General features: G+C 41.0%; 16 protein-coding genes. 11 read left to right on the top strand and 5 right to left on the bottom strand.

Annotated elements, in window-relative coordinates; translation table 11 throughout:
- The first annotated feature begins 124 nt into the window (after positions 1–124).
- Positions 125–1,252, top strand: a complete 1,128-nt coding sequence (locus I2483_RS01830; RefSeq protein ID WP_207173430.1) for a THUMP domain-containing class I SAM-dependent RNA methyltransferase — start codon at positions 125–127, stop codon at positions 1,250–1,252.
- Between the two features lie 63 nt (positions 1,253–1,315).
- Positions 1,316–3,226 carry an ATP-dependent DNA helicase gene (locus I2483_RS01825; RefSeq protein WP_207173428.1) on the top strand — a complete coding sequence of 637 codons (1,911 nt, stop codon included), beginning with the start codon at positions 1,316–1,318 and terminating at the stop codon, positions 3,224–3,226.
- Positions 3,227–3,441: 215 nt separating this feature from the next.
- Here the strand turns inward: I2483_RS01825 and I2483_RS01820 are convergent, their stop codons facing one another.
- Positions 3,442–4,143, bottom strand: coding sequence for a DUF421 domain-containing protein (locus I2483_RS01820; RefSeq protein ID WP_207173427.1), 702 nt, complete (start codon positions 4,141–4,143; stop codon positions 3,442–3,444).
- A 255-nt stretch (positions 4,144–4,398) separates the two neighbouring features.
- On the opposite strand from I2483_RS01820, the gene I2483_RS01815 reads away from it, so the two are divergent.
- Entirely contained in the window at positions 4,399–5,898 is a 1,500-nt protein-coding gene (locus I2483_RS01815) for a carboxypeptidase M32 (protein ID WP_255550100.1), read from the top strand.
- A gap of 62 nt (positions 5,899–5,960) precedes the next feature.
- Here the strand turns inward: I2483_RS01815 and I2483_RS01810 are convergent, their stop codons facing one another.
- A complete protein-coding gene (locus I2483_RS01810; RefSeq protein WP_207173426.1) occupies positions 5,961–6,416 on the bottom strand; it encodes a chemotaxis protein CheX in 456 nt (151 codons plus the stop codon).
- A 164-nt stretch (positions 6,417–6,580) separates the two neighbouring features.
- Here I2483_RS01810 and I2483_RS01805 point away from each other — a divergent pair, with 164 nt between their 5' ends.
- From I2483_RS01805 to I2483_RS01795, 3 genes are read left to right on the top strand one after another with little or no spacing between them, the layout of a single operon-like run.
- A complete protein-coding gene (locus tag I2483_RS01805; RefSeq protein WP_207173424.1) occupies positions 6,581–10,171 on the top strand; it encodes a dynamin family protein in 3,591 nt (1,196 codons plus the stop codon).
- Positions 10,172–10,993: a sulfurtransferase gene (locus tag I2483_RS01800; RefSeq protein WP_207173422.1), complete on the top strand. Its 822-nt coding sequence runs from the start codon at positions 10,172–10,174 to the stop codon at positions 10,991–10,993. It begins immediately after the preceding gene.
- 36 nt (positions 10,994–11,029) lie between these two features.
- Positions 11,030–11,620, top strand: coding sequence for a metallophosphoesterase family protein (locus tag I2483_RS01795; protein ID WP_207173420.1), 591 nt, complete (start codon positions 11,030–11,032; stop codon positions 11,618–11,620).
- A 29-nt stretch (positions 11,621–11,649) separates the two neighbouring features.
- Here the strand turns inward: I2483_RS01795 and I2483_RS01790 are convergent, their stop codons facing one another.
- Positions 11,650–12,039, bottom strand: coding sequence for a ribonuclease HI family protein (locus I2483_RS01790; protein ID WP_207173418.1), 390 nt, complete (start codon positions 12,037–12,039; stop codon positions 11,650–11,652).
- Positions 12,040–12,128: 89 nt separating this feature from the next.
- Here I2483_RS01790 and I2483_RS01785 point away from each other — a divergent pair, with 89 nt between their 5' ends.
- Positions 12,129–12,317: a zinc-finger domain-containing protein gene (locus I2483_RS01785; RefSeq protein ID WP_207173416.1), complete on the top strand. Its 189-nt coding sequence runs from the start codon at positions 12,129–12,131 to the stop codon at positions 12,315–12,317.
- A gap of 220 nt (positions 12,318–12,537) precedes the next feature.
- On the opposite strand, the gene I2483_RS01780 is transcribed toward I2483_RS01785, so the two are convergent.
- Positions 12,538–12,747 carry a cold-shock protein gene (locus I2483_RS01780; RefSeq protein WP_067210265.1) on the bottom strand — a complete coding sequence of 70 codons (210 nt, stop codon included), beginning with the start codon at positions 12,745–12,747 and terminating at the stop codon, positions 12,538–12,540.
- Between the two features lie 146 nt (positions 12,748–12,893).
- Here I2483_RS01780 and I2483_RS01775 point away from each other — a divergent pair, with 146 nt between their 5' ends.
- From I2483_RS01775 to I2483_RS01765, 3 genes are all read left to right on the top strand, one after another.
- On the top strand, positions 12,894–13,523 hold the full coding sequence (locus I2483_RS01775) for an HD domain-containing protein (RefSeq protein ID WP_207173414.1): 630 nt from the start codon (positions 12,894–12,896) through the stop codon (positions 13,521–13,523).
- Between the two features lie 394 nt (positions 13,524–13,917).
- A complete protein-coding gene (gene mprF, locus I2483_RS01770) occupies positions 13,918–16,446 on the top strand; it encodes a bifunctional lysylphosphatidylglycerol flippase/synthetase MprF (RefSeq protein ID WP_207173412.1) in 2,529 nt (842 codons plus the stop codon).
- 102 nt (positions 16,447–16,548) lie between these two features.
- On the top strand, positions 16,549–16,827 hold the full coding sequence (locus tag I2483_RS01765; RefSeq protein ID WP_218624825.1) for a spore coat protein: 279 nt from the start codon (positions 16,549–16,551) through the stop codon (positions 16,825–16,827).
- Between the two features lie 92 nt (positions 16,828–16,919).
- On the opposite strand, the gene I2483_RS01760 is transcribed toward I2483_RS01765, so the two are convergent.
- Positions 16,920–18,299 carry a glycine--tRNA ligase gene (locus I2483_RS01760; RefSeq protein ID WP_207173726.1) on the bottom strand — a complete coding sequence of 460 codons (1,380 nt, stop codon included), beginning with the start codon at positions 18,297–18,299 and terminating at the stop codon, positions 16,920–16,922.
- A gap of 499 nt (positions 18,300–18,798) precedes the next feature.
- Here I2483_RS01760 and ccpN point away from each other — a divergent pair, with 499 nt between their 5' ends.
- Positions 18,799–19,428 (top strand): transcriptional regulator CcpN, encoded by a 630-nt coding sequence (gene ccpN / locus I2483_RS01755; protein ID WP_218624824.1) that lies wholly within the window; start codon positions 18,799–18,801, stop codon positions 19,426–19,428.
- Positions 19,429–19,437: the final 9 nt, after the last annotated feature.

The following is a 19,437-nucleotide window of genomic DNA, read 5'->3' as shown; positions in this document are numbered from 1 at the left end:
GGAGCTTTTCTTTTTGAAAATTAACGTGTGAAAAAAATATGGTTTTATTGGCAATGCTATAACAAGTTAACCCTTGATGAATTCATAGAAATGATTGATGGTATAGAATTGGAGTTGGAAATGCATGACTGAATTTAAACTAGTAGCAACATCTGCAATGGGGCTTGAATCGCTTGTGGCAGATGAAGTAAAAGCACTTGGTTATAAAACGACTTCGGAAAATGGGAAGATTTATTTTCAGGGCGATGAATTGGCGATTGCAAAAACGAATCTATGGCTCCGAGTAGCGGACCGTGTTCGTATTGTTGCAGGTGAATTCGAAGCTACGACGTTCGATGATTTATTTGAACAGACAAAAGCGATTCCGTGGGAGCGTTTTTTGCCAGTTGACGCAGAGTTTCCAGTTGCGGGTAAATCAGTGAAATCTACTTTGTACAGCGTACCTGATTGCCAGGCAATTGTTAAAAAAGCGATTGTTGAACGCTTGAAGATTGCTTATAAGAGAACTGGTTTTTTTGATGAATCAGGTCCTTTATTCAAATTAGAAGTATCGATTTTAAAAGATAAAGTAACATTGACAATCGATTCAAGCGGAACGGGGCTACATAAGCGTGGATACCGGATGGCGCAAGGGGATGCACCGTTGAAAGAGACGCTTGCAGCAGCACTTGTGAAAGTGTCACGTTGGAATCCAAATCGTCCTTTCGTTGATCCGTTTTGTGGTTCGGGGACAATTGCAATTGAAGCTGCGATGATCGGGCAAAACATTGCACCCGGATACAATCGGGAATTCTTAAGTGAAGAGTGGCCTTGGATCAACAAAAGTATTTGGGATCAAGTTCGTGAAGAAGCGGAAGACCTCGCAAAATACGACCAACCGCTTGATATTTCAGGATTTGATTACGATCCCCGAATGATCAAAGTGGCACAAGAGAATGCGGCTGGAGCTGGATTCATGGATTTAATCAAGTTTCAAACCTGTGATGTACGGGACTTGACGCTAGATAGCTTGAACGGAGTTATGGTCGGGAATCCGCCATACGGTGAACGTCTTGGTGAAGTGGAAGATGCTGAAGAAATTACGCAAGAACTTGGCCGTATAATGAAAAACTATCCTTCATGGTCTGTTTATATGTTATCTTCATTGGAAAATTATGAAAAAATGTACGGACATAGAGCAACTAAAAAGAGAAAATTATTTAATGGTTTTATTAGAACGGATTTGTATCAGTTCTGGGGCCAACGTCAATAATTGATAGAATGCGGAAGAGGGAAACTCCTCTTCCTTTTGCATGTAATAAGGAAGGGGTAAACGATGAGTAGCAAGATGCCATTCCCATTATCAAAAGATAAATCGTTCTATGAGTCACTGAACGACTGGATAGGGGATACGTTATACGATGAATTGACTGAAAAAGGATTTGAATGCCGTGATGAACAAATCTATATGGCGTTCCAAATTGAACAAGCGCTGAAAGAAAAGAAGGTCCTTTTCGCGGAAGCAGGTGTAGGGACAGGTAAAACAATTGCTTATCTACTCCCTGCAATCGCCTATGCTCGCTATACTGGAAAACCGGCTCTCATTTCGTGTGCGGATGAGACGCTCATCGACCAACTTGTAAAAGAAGACGGGGATATCCGGAAAATTAGTGAAGCGCTCGGTCTTGATATCGATGTGCGCCTTGCAAAATCACGTGACCAATATTTATGCTTGAAACGTTTGGAAGAGGCAGGTAATACGATTGACGAAGACTATGTAGATGTCGTGGCAGATGAACTTCCTGAATTCGTTTATGGAGCTGCTTCATTGCAATCGATTGTTCCTTACGGGGAACGCTCGGATTATCCAAACTTAAGCGATGAAGAGTGGAAAACAGTGAACTTCCATCCCATCCAGCAATGTGCTGCGTGCGATGTTCGAAATCGATGTGGCCAGACAATTCACCGAAATCATTACCGCGAATCGGTCGAACTCGTTATTTGTTCTCACGATTTTTATATGGAGCATATTTGGACGAAAGAATCACGTAAAAGACAAGGACAGTTACCTTTATTACCAGAACCATCAATGATTGTCTTTGACGAAGGCCATCTTCTTGAGTATTCGGCTCAGCGTGCTTTGACGTATGAGGTACAAAACAGTACGTTGCTAAATCTGCTTGAACGAATTATGGTCGATGGAATAAGAGAGTCGACACTTCAACTGATGGAGCGCTTAATTGATTCGCATGAAGCATTTTTCAAATTGCTCGATGCGCTTGCTGATAAAACGGAAAATGAGCGGAAAGCGATTGAAAAGACACCTGAACTTCTGGAAATTGGGAAAGAAGTTGTCAAAATCTCAAATGCGCTTCTTGAAGAATTTGTATTTGAGGGTGAACTCTATATCATTCCGGCATATGATTTGAGAATGGTCGAGGAATATCTGGATCAATACATTTACTCAATGGACCTCTTTACCTCTCAAAATGATGCAGTAGACTGGCTTGAAGGGCGCGAAGGCGAATCCACACTGGTTATTATGCCACGTCTAGTGACAGACATATTAAGAGAGAAACTGTTTTCATCCAACACGCCAATCGTCTTTTCATCCGCTACATTATCAGTTGGTGAAACGTTTACTTATTTGGCAGACGGTCTTGGTATCCAAGATTACCTGTCATTCTCAGTGGAATCACCGTTTGATTATGATGAAGTGATGGAAGTCTTTGCGACGGATGTAGAAGCAGGCGGTAAAGCGAAACGAGCGCTTGAACTTTTAGAAGACGGTGAGCAAACGCTGATTCTCTTTAAGTCAGAACGAGCGATGAATCATTTCAAAGAGCGCGTTCCTGTAGAGTGGCAAGACCGTATCGCTTTCGAAGGTGAACGAGAATTATCTTCAATCGTACGTGATTTCCAACAGAAAAAAGTACCTGTTTTATGCTCTTATCATTTATGGGAAGGCCTCGACATTCCTCAAGATGCATTGACGCGTGTCATTATTTACGATTTGCCATTACCACCATCGGATCCGTTGTTCGACGCTAGACGCCAGCATGCCAAGGATCCATTCCGTGAAGTAGACTTACCGTTTATGCTGCTAAGACTGCGCCAAGGTGCCGGCCGACTCATACGGACGTCTGCCGATTCTGGAACAGTACATTTATTGCTTGAAGGTAAAGAACAGGAAATGAAAGCTGAAATCGAAGGTATTTTCCCTGTCAAAATGAAAATGACGGTTTAACTATAATGTTTAAGGCTCTCCTGGTATTTGGAGAGCCTTTTCATATATCTTTTTGGAAATACTTCCATTTAGTTTCACCGTGGTTATGAATTTCTTGTGGAAATGATTGAGCATTGAAGAAAGGGTTGCTTAATTCTTGTGAACGTTGTTAAGCTTCATGAGAATGTTCCCTAGTGTTTAAAATTCTTCTATACATGCCAAAGCTGAGTTACATTTTAATTATACAAATACATAATGAAATCATCGTTAGTATCAATCGTAGCCAATAAAATATCACGAACGTCCACATTCATTATCTCTAATTTGTTTTTCAGCCATGTAGTGTCTTTAGCAGATTTTTGTAATCCGTCCAAGTCAATTTTGCCTTCTTTAATAATAATGCTAGGTATAGAAAATCGTTCTGTTTTTAAGTGTAAGTCTTTGGGTGTTACTGGCTGTAGTTGGGGAGATAAGAAAAATGAAATGGTACCATCCGGCTCCCAGAGGGCTAGAGAGATTTTATGGACCTCTTCGATTTTTTCTTTTCTTGCTTCTGACAATAGGTGATCGACAGTAATTCTTGCCTTACCTAATCCTTTATACATAATTTCACCGTTTTTTATCAGAGGAAAAGGAGATGGTTCAATCCATTTTCTAACCAGGCTCACTTTCAAGCTGACATATACACCAATTGAATATAAAATAACCAAAACCGCTGTCGTAAGTAAGGACCCTTTCATGCCTAGTTGTTCGTCAGATAATGGGTGTGCAAGAATATTACCTAAAATTAAAGCCATTGTGAAATCGAGCAGTCGTAACTGGGCAATGGATCGACGTCCCATAAGTTTGGCTGCGAACAGTAAAAAGAAATAAGAAATAATTGCACGTAGAACCCACTGGATAGTTGTAAGTGATTCCTGCCCATGAAAAAAATCCATCTATATCCATACCCCATTTCTAGTCTAATTCTTATCGTAATTATTATTTCCCAAAAGATAATTATTATGAGTCAGAATGAGGCGTACAAAAATAGATTGAGTCATGCATATGTATTATGGGCTTCTACATTAACTAACTTTATTATTTCGATACATTTTAATCACCAAAAAAAATGAACTACTTTTAGGAAACTATATGAGTTGCCCGAATTATGTTAAAGTAAAGACCGATATCGTTAATGAGGAGGAATAGATTTGACTACAGAAGAAAAGTTCGTAGCTTTGCTAAAAAAAATGAGTGCATATTCAGAAGCTGTTTCAATTATGTATTGGGATATGCGTACAGGCGCACCAAAAAAAGGAATTCCGGCAAGATCGGAAGCGGTTGGTACTCTGTCGACAGAGCTATTTAAATTGAGTGTCTCAGAGGAAATGGGGGGCTATCTCGAAGAACTTGGCAATAGGAAAGAAACACTTAACCCAATTTTGTTAAAAACAGTTGAAGAAGTGAAAAAGGAATACGACCTAAGCAAAAAAATTCCGGCGGAGGAATACCGCGAATTTGTCGTGCTGACTTCTCAATCGGAATCCGCATGGGAAGACGCAAAAGAACAAGCTGATTTTGACACGTTCCTTCCGTATCTTGAAAAAATTATTTCAACGACGAAGAAATTCATTGGCTATTGGGGCGAGAAAGATGGCAATCCTTATAATACATTGCTCGATCAATACGAACCGGGAATGACAACAGATATCATTGATGAGGTATTCGGCCAATTAAAAGAAACAATCGTGCCGCTCGTGAAGAAAATTTCTGAATCAGGCAACCATCCTGACACTTCATTTTTATTCAAACAATTTCCGAAAGAAAACCAAAAAGAATTTAGCCATGCTATATTGAAGCAACTTGGTTATGATTTCGATGCAGGCCGTTTGGATGAAACTGTTCATCCATTTGCAACGGGTATCAATATAGGCGATGTACGAATTACGACAAAATACGATGAAAACGATTTTCGTTCTGCCGTTTTTGGAACAATTCACGAATGTGGCCATGCACTTTACGAGCAGAATATTGATCTAGAACTTGAAGGGTTACCGGTTGCAGATGGTACTTCAATGGGGATACATGAATCGCAGTCATTGTTCTATGAACAGTTTGTCGGACATAATGAAAGCTTTTGGACGTATAACTTTGAATTATTAAAGAGCCAGTCACCTGAACAATTTAACGGCGTAGTGCTTGAAGATTTCCTGCGTGCAATCAATGTGTCAAAACCATCTCTTATACGTATTGAAGCAGATGAACTGACGTATCCGCTTCACATTATGATTCGTTATGAAATTGAAAAAGGGATTTTTAACGGCGATTACGAAGCGAAAGACCTGCCCCAAATTTGGAATGATAAATATGAGGAGTACCTCGGTGTCCGTCCAGAAAATAACGGTGAAGGTGTTCTACAAGACGTTCACTGGGCTGGTGGATCCTTCGGTTATTTCCCGTCATACGCACTTGGCTATATGTACGCGGCCCAATTGAAAGTAGCGATGTTGAAAGACCTACCTAATTTCGATGAGCTTTGTGGGAATGGCGATTTCAGACCTATTCTTGACTGGTTAACGGAACATGTTCATAAATATGGCAAGATGAAACAGCCGCTTGAAATTATTAGTGATACGACAGGCGAAGGCTTGAACGCCAAATATTTAGCGGATTACTTGTCTGAAAAATATACGAAGTTATATAACTTGTAAAAAGTGAGAACAGTCCCGTGATGACCCAAAGAATCCGGGGATGGGACTGTTTTTAGTGGATTTTAATTTTCATCAATCGTTAGCAGGACAGTCAACATTCCGCCGCCGTCAATCATGACAGGCAACTTATATGCCTGTTTGAAGCCGTAAAATTTCGTTGTTCCTGTCATAACAGTGGGTGGAGAAATATCGAGGATAAGACCGTCTTTTTCCAGTATCGTACATAAGTTTCCAGCGACCATATTGCCGAGTTCCCCTGTGAATGATTCAATCATTTCACCTTCGATTGACATACCAAACATTCCTTGCCCAATCGTATTGATGGCGTCTAAAGATGCATCGATAATAAGTCTTCCTTTTATGTCACCGACAAGTCCAATTAAGACGCTTATCTCTTTTTGTTCATACGGCTGAATTGTAATCGACGGAGCAAGAACGTCCAATTTGACTGGAATAACAGTTATTAGTGAAGAAATTGTCCCATTTAAAATCATTTGTACATTCTTCGATGTGCTCATTTAAGCTTCCGCCTTTCTGAAATATAACGATAGGTCAATTATATCATTACGAAAAGTAGAATAAACAAAAAGCGACAAAATATGCAAAGAAAAAATTGTTGATAATTTGAACGCTGATAAATGGTATGATAAATAGAGTAATTGATGAAGGGATCGAAAGATAAATGCCAGAATTAGATAACCTATTACAACAAGCTGCTACATACGGACTGCTTTTTAAAACGAATGATGATGAAGATCGGTTTAAGAAAACGGCATTATTCGCCAAAAAGCTTATTGACAAAGAATATACCATTGGATTTGCGGGTCATTTTTCGGCGGGTAAATCGTCGATGATTAATGCGTTAACAGGCCAAGACTTACTGCCGTCAAGTCCGATACCGACGAGCGCCAACATTGTTAAAGTACGGAAAACTGAAACAGATTTTGCAATCATCCATCATACAGATGGTACAGCAGTAAAATACGGCGGGCATGGATTTCCAGCCGCCGTCAAGTCGTTCAGTAAGGACGGTGCGGCCGTTTCGCTCGTTGAAATCGGCCATACAGAATCGAATTTACCGGAAGGGATTACTGTTATGGATACGCCCGGTGTTGATTCAACGGATGATGCGCACCGTTTATCGACAGAATCCGCACTGCATCTCGCGGATCTCGTCTTTTACACGATGGATTACAATCATGTACAGTCGGAGTTGAATTTCCGTTTCACGAAAGAATTGATGCGTTACAACGATAACGTTTATTTGATTATCAACCAAATTGATAAACACCGCGACAGCGAGTTGTCGTTTGTGGATTTCAAAAAGTCGGTTGAGGATTCATTTAAAATGTGGGGTGTCGTACCGAAAGGGATTTTTTATACGTCATTGAAGGATTTAACGCACCCGCATAATAATTTTAGTGACGTAAAAGCAATTGTTGATGGATCAATGGAAAACTGGCAAGAACGATTCGTTGACAACGCCGAGATGACGTTAGTAAAACTGAAAGATGAGCATAGCCAATTCTTGTCTGATGAAATTGCGGAACGGAAAAACACGTTCTCCGAAATTGTTTCAGAAGATGAATGGACTAAGAAAGATGAGCTTGAAGAAGAGGCTTTAGAATCGCGAAAAATGCTAAAACTACTATCGGGGGATACGTTCTCTTCCACATTTGAAAAGGAACGAAATGACCTATTGCATGGTGCGGCAATTACACCATATGAAACACGTGAACTACTGAAAAACTACTTGGAATCACTGTCGTCCAGATTTAAAGTTGGTATTCTGTTTGGTGCGAAAAAGACGGCGGAAGAAAAGGCACGGCGGAAAGAAGCGCTTGCTGACAATATGGGGAAACTTGTGCATGCGCAAATTGAGGTCCATCTAAAGACGCTTATGAAAAAATCGCTGAAAGAAACGGGGATCTTAACGGATGAGCGATCACTGATGATTGATGAAATCAACCTAACGATCCCATTTTCTGATATAGAAAAAGAATTTAATGTATCTGATACTATAACTGGCGACACTGTTCTTAACTATTCTGAACGCATGAGAACAACGATTCAAGCAGCATTTAGGCGAATGACCGAGGATTGGAAACACACGATGACTCAAATCGCATTAGCAGCGGGGAATGACAATACGGGTATTCTTGAACAAAAAGTATACCGATTGGATGAGAAGTTGCATGCAATTCAGCAGGTCGGTGAAGTGGAAATCCAATTGGCGAATCTCGAACATGAAATTGTTGGCTCGACTGTGGAAGCCAATGCACTTCTTCAACAGTGGAAAGTACAGAAAACGCTACAATTAGTTGAGTTCAATGAAGCGGAAGAAGTATTTACCCCGGAGAATAATCCAAATCACACGGCAGAAAATGAACAAGTTAAGCGAGAAGTAATTACTTCAAATTCGGAATCAGTAGTTAAGCACGCAATTCATATCGCAAATTCGGTTGAAGCGATTCCGGGTTTTCTGGAAACAGCGGACTACCTTCGAAAAAAAGCTGACCGACTGGATGGACAAGAATTCACTGTTGCGTTATTCGGTGCGTTCAGCGCTGGAAAATCATCTTTTTCCAATGCATTAATTGGAGAAAATGTCTTGCCAGTTTCTCCAAATCCAACTACCGCAGCCATCAATCGGATACGTCCGGTTTCTGTAGGAAAAGAAGATAAAACGGCCGATATTTTATTGAAAACGGAAGAACGGATGACGGAAGATGTTTTCCGTTCCTTTGAAGCGCTTGGTATCGCCGCAACATCATTGGCGGATGCTTTCCAACAAGCAAATGATGCACTAAATGCAGAATTGACGGATGAAAGTCTCCATATTCATAAAGCATTTATTGCTGCATTCAAAAGAGGCTATCCTCTTTATCGTGAAGCGCTTGGCACAATTATTAAGGTCGGGCAGGAAGAATTCGTTAAATTTGTTGCAGAAGAAGACCGAAGCTGTTTCGTCGAATCAATCGACTTCTATTATGATTGCGAATTGACTAGAAAAGGAATCACCCTCGTGGATACACCAGGAGCCGACTCCATTAATGCGCGGCATACTGATGTTGCGTTTGAATATATCAGAAATGCGGATGCGATTCTTTTCATCACGTATTATAATCATGCGTTTGCGAGGGCAGACAGGGAGTTCCTTGTCCAGCTTGGTCGAGTAAAGGATGCATTCGAGCTAGATAAGATGTTTTTTGTTGTCAATGCAATTGACCTTGCATCTGACGCGGAAGAGGCGGAAGCAGTTAAAACATTCGTCGGGGATGAACTTCGGAAATTTGGTATCCGTAATCCTAGAGTCCATGGGATTTCAAGTTTAAAGGCACTTGAGGCAAAAGTGGATAATCGGATGGATCCGTTTATGGCGCCTTTTGAAGAAGAATTCCATCATTTCCTTGAACATGATCTAAAAGGACTTGCTGTTCTGGCACTTGAAGAAGAGGCGGTAAAAACAATTGAACGACTATCCTCACTTATTAGCCGGACAGAAACGAATCGAACACGTAAGGCGGAAAGATTGGACGAATTGAACAAACTTGAAGGGGAAGTGCGCCAACATTTCTCACACAAATTTACGCAAGTGCTAACAAAAGCAACTCATGATGAATTAAGCGAACTTGTCTACTACATTTTGCAACGTGTATTTTTACGTTTCGGTGATTTCTTCAAAGAGGCGTACAGTCCATCTGTTTTCGTTAACAATTCTGCAGACCGGGCATTGAAAGGTGCACTCGCTGAAACCGTGCAAATGATTGGATTTGATTTGACGCAAGAGCTTAAAGTGACGAACTTACGGATGTTGAATTTCATGAAAAAGCAGTTGACTAATCGGCAACGTATAGAAACTTCAGGATTAACTGACAAGGATAGCTCCATTGCACCTTCACCGTATGAACCGCAAGATGCTGACATGTTGTCTTTCGGAACTCCTTACACTGATTCGAACAATTATGGAAGTGTCAACAGATTGTTCAAAAATCAGAAGGCCTTCTTCGAAAAGGGAGAGCGCGATGTATTGAAAGTTCGATTGGAAGAATTGTTGAAAGCGGATGCGTCGATTTATCTTGGTCGTGAAAAAGAATTGCTTGAAAAGTGGGCGGACCGTTGGATTGAAAGTGAAGCGGAGGGGCTAAGACAGCACTTGCTGAAGGAGAGTTTGAATCAGATTGCCTCTGAGCGAACACATCTTCAAGGAACGGAACAACTAAGTGAATGGCGTACTGTGTATGAGAAACTACAAACAGAGGAGTGGGTTTGATTGGCTACCGTTTTTGTTTCTATAAAAGATATTGAACATGCTAAATCCAAATGGATAGATACACGTTTTTCATTGCAGGATGCGAATGAAGGCAAGCAGAAATACACAGAAAGCCATGTAACAGGTGCAGTTTACTGGGATCTTGAACGTGATTTGTCCGCCATGACGAAATCGGAAGGGAGACACCCGATGCCAGAGAAGGCGGCATTAACAGAGCTTTTTAGAACGAGTGGACTATCAATTGATGACCATATAATCGTTTATGATGACGGTGGGAGCCCGTTTGCAACTCGTGCGTGGTGGCTATTGCAATATGCTGGATTTAACAATTCATTTATCGCACTTGAAGGATTCGAGGGAATGAAAGAAGCGGGTTTCCCTGTAGATAATTGTATACCGGAGCCACCGCGGACATTAGTTGCCCCTCAGTGGGATGAAACTATCTATGCCCCTAGGCAATTCGTTGAAGAAACAGTAGCCGGAAAAACAGCGAGTGTCCTGCTAGATGCCCGATCAGCAGTACGCTACCGGGGAGAAAATGAACCAATCGACCCCATTGCCGGACGGATTCCAGGGGCGCTGAGCTTTGACTGGGAACAACTGAAAAAAGAAAGTGTCTTCAATTTGGATGGTGCTGTAAAAGAGCAATTGCACAATGTTGTTAAACCTATAGAAGAGGTAACGGTTTATTGTGGAAGCGGCGTGACGGCGGCGCCTTTATATGCTTTGCTCAAACACAATGGTTATGAGTTTGCCCGTCTATATGTCGGAAGCTATAGTGACTGGATTTCACAGCCAGGGGCCAAAGTCGAGGTAGATTGACGGGCCCAATCTGAACAATTCTATGGAGGGTTACACATGCATTATGCACTGCTTGGAGACATACATTCCTCTATAGAGGATTTAGAAAAAGTACTCGCGGATATCTCGGAGAAAGCGCCGGAGGCAGTCTGTGTCGGAACTGGCGATCTGTTTGAATGCATTATTAGTAAGAGGGATATTACCAAACAGAAGTTTACGAAGCTTGATGACGTTATGATTATTCCCAAGGGGTTTATTGAGCTATTAACATTTTTATCGGTTAGTGGTAACCAGGAAGACCGGATTTTGATGATTACCGAAACAGACAATCCGCTCCGGGAAAAACTGGACTCGATGCCGGAAACGGTAGACATTGCCACCGCTAAAATAATCCATGGTCATCAGTGGGAGTGGGGCGGTGAACCGTGGGCGCTAATTCATGCGGACGTGAATGAATCTCCAGTGTTTTATGGACATAGTCATACATCTAAACTGTCCCGAAATGAAGTGAATGAAGAAATTGAATTTGGAATTCCATATGATGTAAGTGGTAACAAGGTCCTCGTGAATGTCGGGGCGGTCGTCATTGATCGAGAATGGGTGCTGTATGATGTATTGGAAAATACCGTTACTTTTATGAAAGCCTAACGAAAAAGACTGAACAGACAATCGCCTGTTCAGTCTTTTTTATGAATAGCTTCTCGTGCAAGTGCATCTGCTGCACGGTTTTCTGCATCGGGAATCCATTTAATGAAAAAGAAGTCAAACGTGTTTGCAATCTCGAGAATTTTTCTTAGGCATTCTTTATGAGATTCATTTTTCACGAATTGCTTTTCAACGGCCATAACGACGATTTGGGAATCTGAACGAGCAGATACCATGCCGGTCGTCAGTTTAGACGTTTCTTCCATTCCACGTAAAAGCGCTTGAAATTCGGCAGAATGATTATCGGTCGGTTCAATTTTTTCGGATAATTTTATCACATGACCTTCACCTTTTATGAAAATGCCGATACCGCTTTTACCGGGATTACCTGCACTTGCGCCGTCTACATACAACTCAATCATTTATTTAGCACCTCGATTTACTTGATTTGTTGCACCTATGTCCAAAGCGTATTAGAATTAATGAATCGTGTCTTTTGGGGGTAGTCGTTATGAATAAAACGATCATTATGAAAGAAATCGACGGAATCCTGGATACCTATTGCGATGGCTGTTTCCTTAAAACCCAGTTGTCAAAAGACAGAGGGAAGTCGGGATCACATAAGTTTTGTATCACAACGTGTACAATTGGGGAACGGCTCCAGTTTCTAGGTCGGGAAATGAATAAAACCACAAAATAATATCCCGCTGGAAATTGCGTCAGCGGGATTTTTAATTTATCTAGGAAATTATAAAATCTTGTACTGTGGGCAAATTACCACTTAGAGATTTGACGTCTAGACTCCAGCGCCTAGAGGCTCGGGTCATAAGTCGGTCCCGCCGTGCGGCAAAGAACGCCGCATCGCCTAGCCCTTCTTATGCCTGTCGCATCTGAGCAGGCGCTTGCGCTTTCGTTCTTTATCATTCATCTCCAAGTTTTAAGACATTCGCTGCCTGAGGACCGCGATTCCCTTCGATGATTTCGAAGGATACGGATTGTCCTTCATCAAGCGTTTTAAAGCCTTCTGATAGGATACCGGTAAAGTGGACGAACACATCTTCCCCGTCATCCGCTTCGATGAAACCATAGCCTTTATCATTACTGAACCATTTGACTTTTCCCTGGTACATGTACATTCCTCCTCGGCGATTCGAAGTCCCATCCATTAGGTGCATGGATGCATTAACTATACATTAATCGACATTGTGCGTCAATGATATGCCTAAATATTCAGACGTTATTTTCGCGAAAAAAACTTATTAATAGGAGTGATTATATGATAGAGATTATTGAGAAATGCAAGAAGATAGTCGTAGGGATTTACAATAAATTTGACGCAAGTCATGATTTCGCCCATATCGAACGCGTCATGAAAAATGCGGAGGAAATCTTGGCTAAAGAGCCTACAGCAAGCGAGGAAGTCGTCCGTCTTGCTGTTTTGTTACATGATATCGAGGATGCTAAATATAAATCACATGACAATCCAACCGTATTGGAAATCTTACAGGCAATTGGTGTTAATGGTGAATTAGCTCAGAAAGTATTTGCGTGTATTGAAAGCGTGTCATTCAGTGGCGGGAATGCCAAGGATATCACGTCCATCGATGGAGCCATTGTCCGCGATGCAGACCGACTGGATGCGATCGGTGCTATTGGCATTGCGCGGACGTTTGCGTTCGGTGGTGCAAGGGGAAGGAAGCTGTACGATACAGACGAGATGGTTCGTGATAATATGTCTGAAACAGAGTACCGAGGCAAGGAAACGGCATCAGTTACGCATTTTTATGAAAAGTTGTTGCTGTTAAAAGAGTTGATGGTGACAGAAGAAGGAAAGCGACTGGCAGAGCAGCGACATGATTATATGGAAGGTTTTTTGAAGCAGTTAGATCATGAAATTGGTTCTTAATGGTAATGGAAATGAAACCCCTTGTTCATAATAGACAAGGGGTTTTTGAATGACTTCAGTCGGCATAATGTATCATTAATTTTATTCTAATGGTCTCCAAAATTTCGTCAGTCCAATTGCGCCACTTGCAAATACTTTCTCTCAATCCAAAATACCGACCACGAAGGGCATCTTTAATGATTTCAAAAAAGTTGTTGGTCATCGGATGGACAGGGAATTGGAGAGTGTTCAAGGTATATTTATTTTACACGTCCAGTTTACTGGTCATATTGACATTTGTGCCTTTCATTTTATTCATAGTATCATAGAGATAGTATTTGTTTATAGATGTGTTTTTATAGCCTCAAATGGGAATCATATACTTTTATGGATATTATTTTATATGGGGGTGTTGATGTTCAAAATCAACAAGGATCAGCTATTCAAAGTTATCAAAGTAATAATTCCACTATTGTTATTAATTTTAGCTATATATGAAATACAGCAAACAGCTCGTGGCGTGGACGTAGGTATGCTTCAGAATGAAGTGAGTCAATTGCATCCGTGGGAACTAGCACTAATACTTATAGTTTCCTTTTGCGCCGTCACACCCATGTTTTTCTATGATATCGTTTTGGTGAAATTACTTGGAATTAAAGTGGGAAAATGGAAATTAATAAGGCATTCTTTTATTGCCAATACGTACTCAAATCTTATTGGATTTGGTGGCCTTGTCGGTTTGATGCTCCGCAGTTATTTCTATTCGAAACATAAAGAGGAGAAGGAGGGGCTGTTAAAAAATATCGCCTCGGTCACGCTCTTCTACTTAACGGGAATTTCACTATTAGCATGGATTGTTCCCATCTTTTTTTGGGACTTCCCGCTTCTTAGGGAAACAAAATGGTTATTTATCGCAATAATTATCGTCGGTTTATATGTTCCGACTTTTATCGGTCTTTATATGATCCGTTATAAAAAAGTAAAGGCCTCTATGTTGAATGGGAAAGTTGCTATACAGCTAATTGCAACATCTGTAGTTGAGTGGATGGCAGTTTTTCTAGTGATTTGGTTTTTAACCATAATGTTAAATATACCAATTGAGCTTTCTACATTAATTCCAATCTTTTTAATTGCGTCTTGCGCAGGAATTGTGAGTATGATTCCGGGTGGAATTGGTTCATTTGACCTTGTTTTTCTGTGGGGCACACAAAGCGTAGGTATTGCTGATGAAAAAGTTCTTTTCCTACTTATTTTATATCGAATGGGTTACTTTGTTCTGCCGTTTTTATTCTCCTCTCTCTTATTCATACAAGAATATTGGGTCCGGTGGAATCTTTCGTGGGATGATTTACCGAATAATGTGCTTCAAAAAGTTAGTCATACACTGTTAACGATTATGGTATTTCTATCCGGAATTGTGTTACTGCTTTCCGCATCCGTTCCAGGTATCTTGAATCGCTTGAAAATCGCTCAAGAATTCTTATCTTTACCAATTATGAATGTTTCCCACCAGTTGACTGTCGCAGCCGGTTTTATTCTCTTAGGGCTGTGCAGAGGGATTAAATACAAAGTTAAAAGGACATATCATCTAGCCATAATTGTTTTAATTAGTGCGGCTCTATTCTCAGTTTTTAAAGGGTTTGATTTTGAAGAGGCCATCTTTTTACTCATTGTAATGGGTTTGCTAATTGTGTCAAAAAGCCAGTTTCACCGTGAAAGTTATGTTTTAACGTGGGGGATAGCCCTGTTTGACATAGCCATCGTGACAATCATTACTGCTATGTATGTATTCATCGGCTATTTAAACTTACCGTCCTCAAAACTTCAGATTCCGGCTACATTGCGCGACTATATAATAACGGATTACCGGGATTTGTTTTACAGTGCGATTATTGGAATACTTATAGCTTTAGTCATTTTGTTCATTGGACATATGATTCGTAAGCCAAAGATGATGGAAATGGAACCATCTATGCATCAAGAACAGAAAATTAAAGATCATCTTGAACGCTATACGGGGACCGAGTTTTCCCATCTTATCTTTTTACATGACAAATATGTATTTTGGAATCAAGACAATACCGTTTTATTTTCTTATCAAGCGTACGCCGATAAAATTGTGGTGCTCGGCAATCCAGTTGGATTAGAAAGTAACTTTTCATCTGCAATCGAAGAGTTTTTGGAAACGGCAGATCAATACGGTTATACGCCGGTCTTTTATGAGGTCAACAATAAAATACTACCAGCCCTACATGAACATGGATTTGGCTTCTTTAAGCTCGGTGAGGAAGCGCATGTCAATTTGGACAGTTTCACATTTTCAGGAAAGAAGATGAAGGGATATAGGGCTGTTAAAAACAAATTTGATAGGGAGAATTTTTCAGTTGAATTAGTAACTCCACCTTTTTCGTCCAAGATGATGAACGAATTAGAAGAAGTATCTACGAAATGGCTACAAGGAAGAGCAGAGAAAGGATTTTCCCTTGGCTTTTTCGACGAGCAATACCTGAATACTTCACGAATCGCTATTTTAAGGGATGAAGAGGGCATTATCGGCTTCGCAAGTTTAATGTCAATGTATGATAATAATGAACGAATTTCCGTAGATCTTATGCGCTTCAATCCGGGTGCTCCATCTGGAACGATGGATTTCATATTCCTTTCCTTATTCGAATGGGCAAAAGGAGAAGGATATAAAGTATTTAATATAGGAATGTCACCGTTATCAAACGTTGGTCAATCAAAGTATTCCTTTTTAAGCGAAAAAATTGCTGCCCAAATCTTTTTGCATGGCCAATATTTTTATCATTTCAAAGGACTAAAAAATTTCAAGGTGAAGTACGCTGATTTTTGGGCGTCAAAATATGTCGCCTACCGTAAAAAGTCTTCCTTGCCGTTTACAATGGCACAAATTACGTTGTTGATTGGTAAAAAGAGAACTTAATTTACGGTTGTTGGGTTATATTTAGAGGAAATAGGTAGAAGCCTAAGCCCATGCAATTTCTTTACATATCGTAGATAGTACGTATGTAAAGGGGCGATTAAATTGACAAACTCGAGAGGGTTTAACGGTGGTTACGGAGGACATCAAGGTTACCCAGGCCATGGTGGGCATCCTGGACATCCCAGTTACGGCTATCCAGGCTATCACGTTCATCACGGCTATCCTGGTTATTATGGTTACCCCGGCTACTATTGGAACATGGGATACCCGGGCTATCCAGGACACGGAGGTATGGGGTATCCAGGATACGACAATATGGGACATCATGGACACAATGAGCACGGGAATATGGGCCATCATTATGGTGGGGAACAGCGATAACTTTAAACGGAAAAACCAGCCAAACAACATGTTAACTTGTTGTTTGGCTGGTTTTATGTTTTATCTATTAAGTTAAGTTCTTGAAGTTTAGTTTAAAATTCAAGCTGTTTTGCAATATACTCTTTCACTTCTGAAATTGGCATACGTGTTTGTTCCATTGAATCGCGGTGACGAACTGTCACTTGACGGTCTTCTTCAGAATCAAAGTCATACGTAATACAGAATGGTGTTCCGATTTCATCTTGACGGCGGTAGCGTCTGCCGATAGACTGCGCGTCATCATATTGGACGTTGAAATGTTTACGCAGTTCCGCGTAGACTTCATCCGCACCCTCTGCGAGTTTCTTAGATAGTGGCAGAATTGCAGCTTTTACCGGCGCAAGTGCTGGGTGGAAACGAAGAACAGTACGTTTGTCGTCGCCTTCCAGTTCTTCTTCAGCAAACGCATCACAAAGGAAAGCTAGTGTCACGCGGTCTGCACCGAGTGAAGGTTCGATACAATAAGGGACAAACTTTTCATTTGTTATAGGATCTAGGTAGTGGAAATCTTCACCGGAATGCTCCATATGACGGTTCAAGTCGAAATCCGTGCGGTTCGCAATGCCCCAAAGTTCGCCCCAGCCGAATGGGAATTTATACTCGATGTCAACAGTCCCTTTCGAGTAATGAGAAAGTTCGTCTTCATCGTGTTCACGTAAGCGCATATTGCCTTCTGTCAAACCAAGGTTCAATAACCATTGCTTTGAAAATTCACGCCAGTAAGCGTACCATTCCATGTCTTCGCCAGGTTTACAGAAGAATTCAAGTTCCATCTGTTCGAACTCACGCGTGCGGAATGTGAAGTTTCCAGGTGTAATTTCATTACGGAAGCTTTTTCCGATTTGCCCGATACCAAAAGGCATTTTCTTTCTCATCGAACGTTGTACGTTTTTGAAGTTTACGAAGATACCTTGTGCTGTTTCTGGGCGAAGGAAAATTTCATTCGCTGATGAATCAGTAACACCCTGAGATGTTTTAAACATCAAGTTAAACTGGCGAATATCTGTATAATCCATAGCACTACAAGTAGGGCAGACAACGTTATGTTCATTGATAAGTTCTGACATTTTATCGAAAGATAGACCATCGACAACCATTTCGATACCTTTTGCATCGAGTGCATCTTCGATAAGTTTGTCTGCACGATGACGTGTGTTACATTTTTTACAGTCAATCATCGGATCGTTGAAGTTTCCGATATGACCTGAAGCTTCCCAAACTTTCGGATTCATAAGGATAGCTGCGTCAAGACCAACGTTATACGGCGATTCCTGAATGAATTTCTGCCACCAAGCTTTTTTAATATTGTTCTTTAATTCGATACCAAGCGGGCCATAATCCCACGTATTTGCTAGACCTCCGTAAATATCAGAGCCTGGGAAAACGAAACCTCTTTGCTTTGCTAAGTTAACGACTTGTTCCATTGACATAATAAATTCCTCCAATTATTAATCAAATACGCCTTGGCGGATTTGTGTCCAGATTTTGAATTGAGCTTGTGCCCGCAGGACGCGGGTATGCAACCTTTGCCGCAGGATGCGGCGAACTTAGGTTGCCTTTCCATTCCCCTCAAAATCTGTGACATCCGCCGGAGGCTTTAATTTGGTTCAGCGGGGCCTTATGCTGAAACAAATTAAAAAGCACCCATCCCTGGACATATGTCCAGGGACGAGTGCATGATTACCCGCGGTTCCACCCTAATTGGCTGTACGAACAGCCCTCTTTCACAGTACATTAGCTCCAGGTTGCCGTTTCATGTCGGTACGGGCTTTCACTATCCCCGCTCGCTTCAATTTGACATTACTCATAGACCTATCTTCGCCTATTCAATTCTCCCTTAGTTTAGCATGGTTCCGCTTTCTTCGCAATAGCGCGCGTCTTCGTATATAATAATCAAGGATAAACAATTGAACGCTTAGGGCGGTGACATATATGGAACTGAATAAGCGTCAGACGGAGATCTTTGAAATCGTTAAAGCAGATGGCCCAATCACTGGCGAACAGATCGCGGAGCGGCTTAAGCTAGCGAGGGCTACAATCCGTCCTGACTTAGCTATTTTAACTATGGCTGGATTTTTGGATGCAAGACCTCGAGTAGGCTATTTTTATTCGGGAAAAAGACCTGCCCAATCGGTTGCTGACAGTATGACCGGCATGAGAGTACGTGACTTCCAGTCGATTCCGGTTGTTGTGGAAGAAAACATTTCGGTATATGATGCAATTTGTCAGATGTTCTTGGAAGACGTTGGGACATTATTCGTAGTTGATCAATCTTCATTTCTTACTGGAGTCCTTTCAAGAAAAGACCTACTAAGGACAAGTCTTGGGAACAATGAATTGGAAAAAATTCCGGTCCATGTGATTATGACGAGAATGCCAAATATTACGTATTGTGAAAAGCAAGATACGCTTCTTCATGCAGCGAAAAAAATGATAGACCAACAAATCGATTCGCTACCAGTTGTCATTGACAATGGAGTGGGACTTGAAGTTGTTGGAAGAGTGACCAAAACTAATATTACCGCAGCCTTCCTATCACTTGCGGATGATCACGAATTATGAGGGGGATAC

Origin of the sequence: Sporosarcina sp. E16_3 (assembly GCF_017347125.1) — a bacterium.
Classification (GTDB): domain Bacteria; phylum Bacillota; class Bacilli; order Bacillales_A; family Planococcaceae; genus Sporosarcina.
This window is presented reverse-complemented; position numbering and strand designations above follow the sequence as displayed.

What these genes read in the sequence shown, in the direction of transcription:
- mprF (WP_207173412.1), top strand. Translation starts at nt 13,918, where the DNA reads ATGTTCAAAATCAACAAGGATCAGCTATTCAAAGTTATCAAAGTAATA.
- I2483_RS01790 (WP_207173418.1), bottom strand. Translation starts at nt 12,039, where the DNA reads ATGATTGAGTTGTATGTAGACGGCGCAAGTGCAGGTAATCCCGGTAAA.
- I2483_RS01830 (WP_207173430.1), top strand. Translation starts at nt 125, where the DNA reads ATGACTGAATTTAAACTAGTAGCAACATCTGCAATGGGGCTTGAATCG.
- I2483_RS01780 (WP_067210265.1), bottom strand. Translation starts at nt 12,747, where the DNA reads ATGTACCAGGGAAAAGTCAAATGGTTCAGTAATGATAAAGGCTATGGT.
- I2483_RS01795 (WP_207173420.1), top strand. Translation starts at nt 11,030, where the DNA reads ATGCATTATGCACTGCTTGGAGACATACATTCCTCTATAGAGGATTTA.
- I2483_RS01775 (WP_207173414.1), top strand. Translation starts at nt 12,894, where the DNA reads ATGATAGAGATTATTGAGAAATGCAAGAAGATAGTCGTAGGGATTTAC.
- I2483_RS01825 (WP_207173428.1), top strand. Translation starts at nt 1,316, where the DNA reads ATGAGTAGCAAGATGCCATTCCCATTATCAAAAGATAAATCGTTCTAT.
- I2483_RS01810 (WP_207173426.1), bottom strand. Translation starts at nt 6,416, where the DNA reads ATGAGCACATCGAAGAATGTACAAATGATTTTAAATGGGACAATTTCT.
- I2483_RS01820 (WP_207173427.1), bottom strand. Translation starts at nt 4,143, where the DNA reads ATGGATTTTTTTCATGGGCAGGAATCACTTACAACTATCCAGTGGGTT.
- I2483_RS01805 (WP_207173424.1), top strand. Translation starts at nt 6,581, where the DNA reads ATGCCAGAATTAGATAACCTATTACAACAAGCTGCTACATACGGACTG.
- ccpN (WP_218624824.1), top strand. Translation starts at nt 18,799, where the DNA reads ATGGAACTGAATAAGCGTCAGACGGAGATCTTTGAAATCGTTAAAGCA.
- I2483_RS01785 (WP_207173416.1), top strand. Translation starts at nt 12,129, where the DNA reads ATGAATAAAACGATCATTATGAAAGAAATCGACGGAATCCTGGATACC.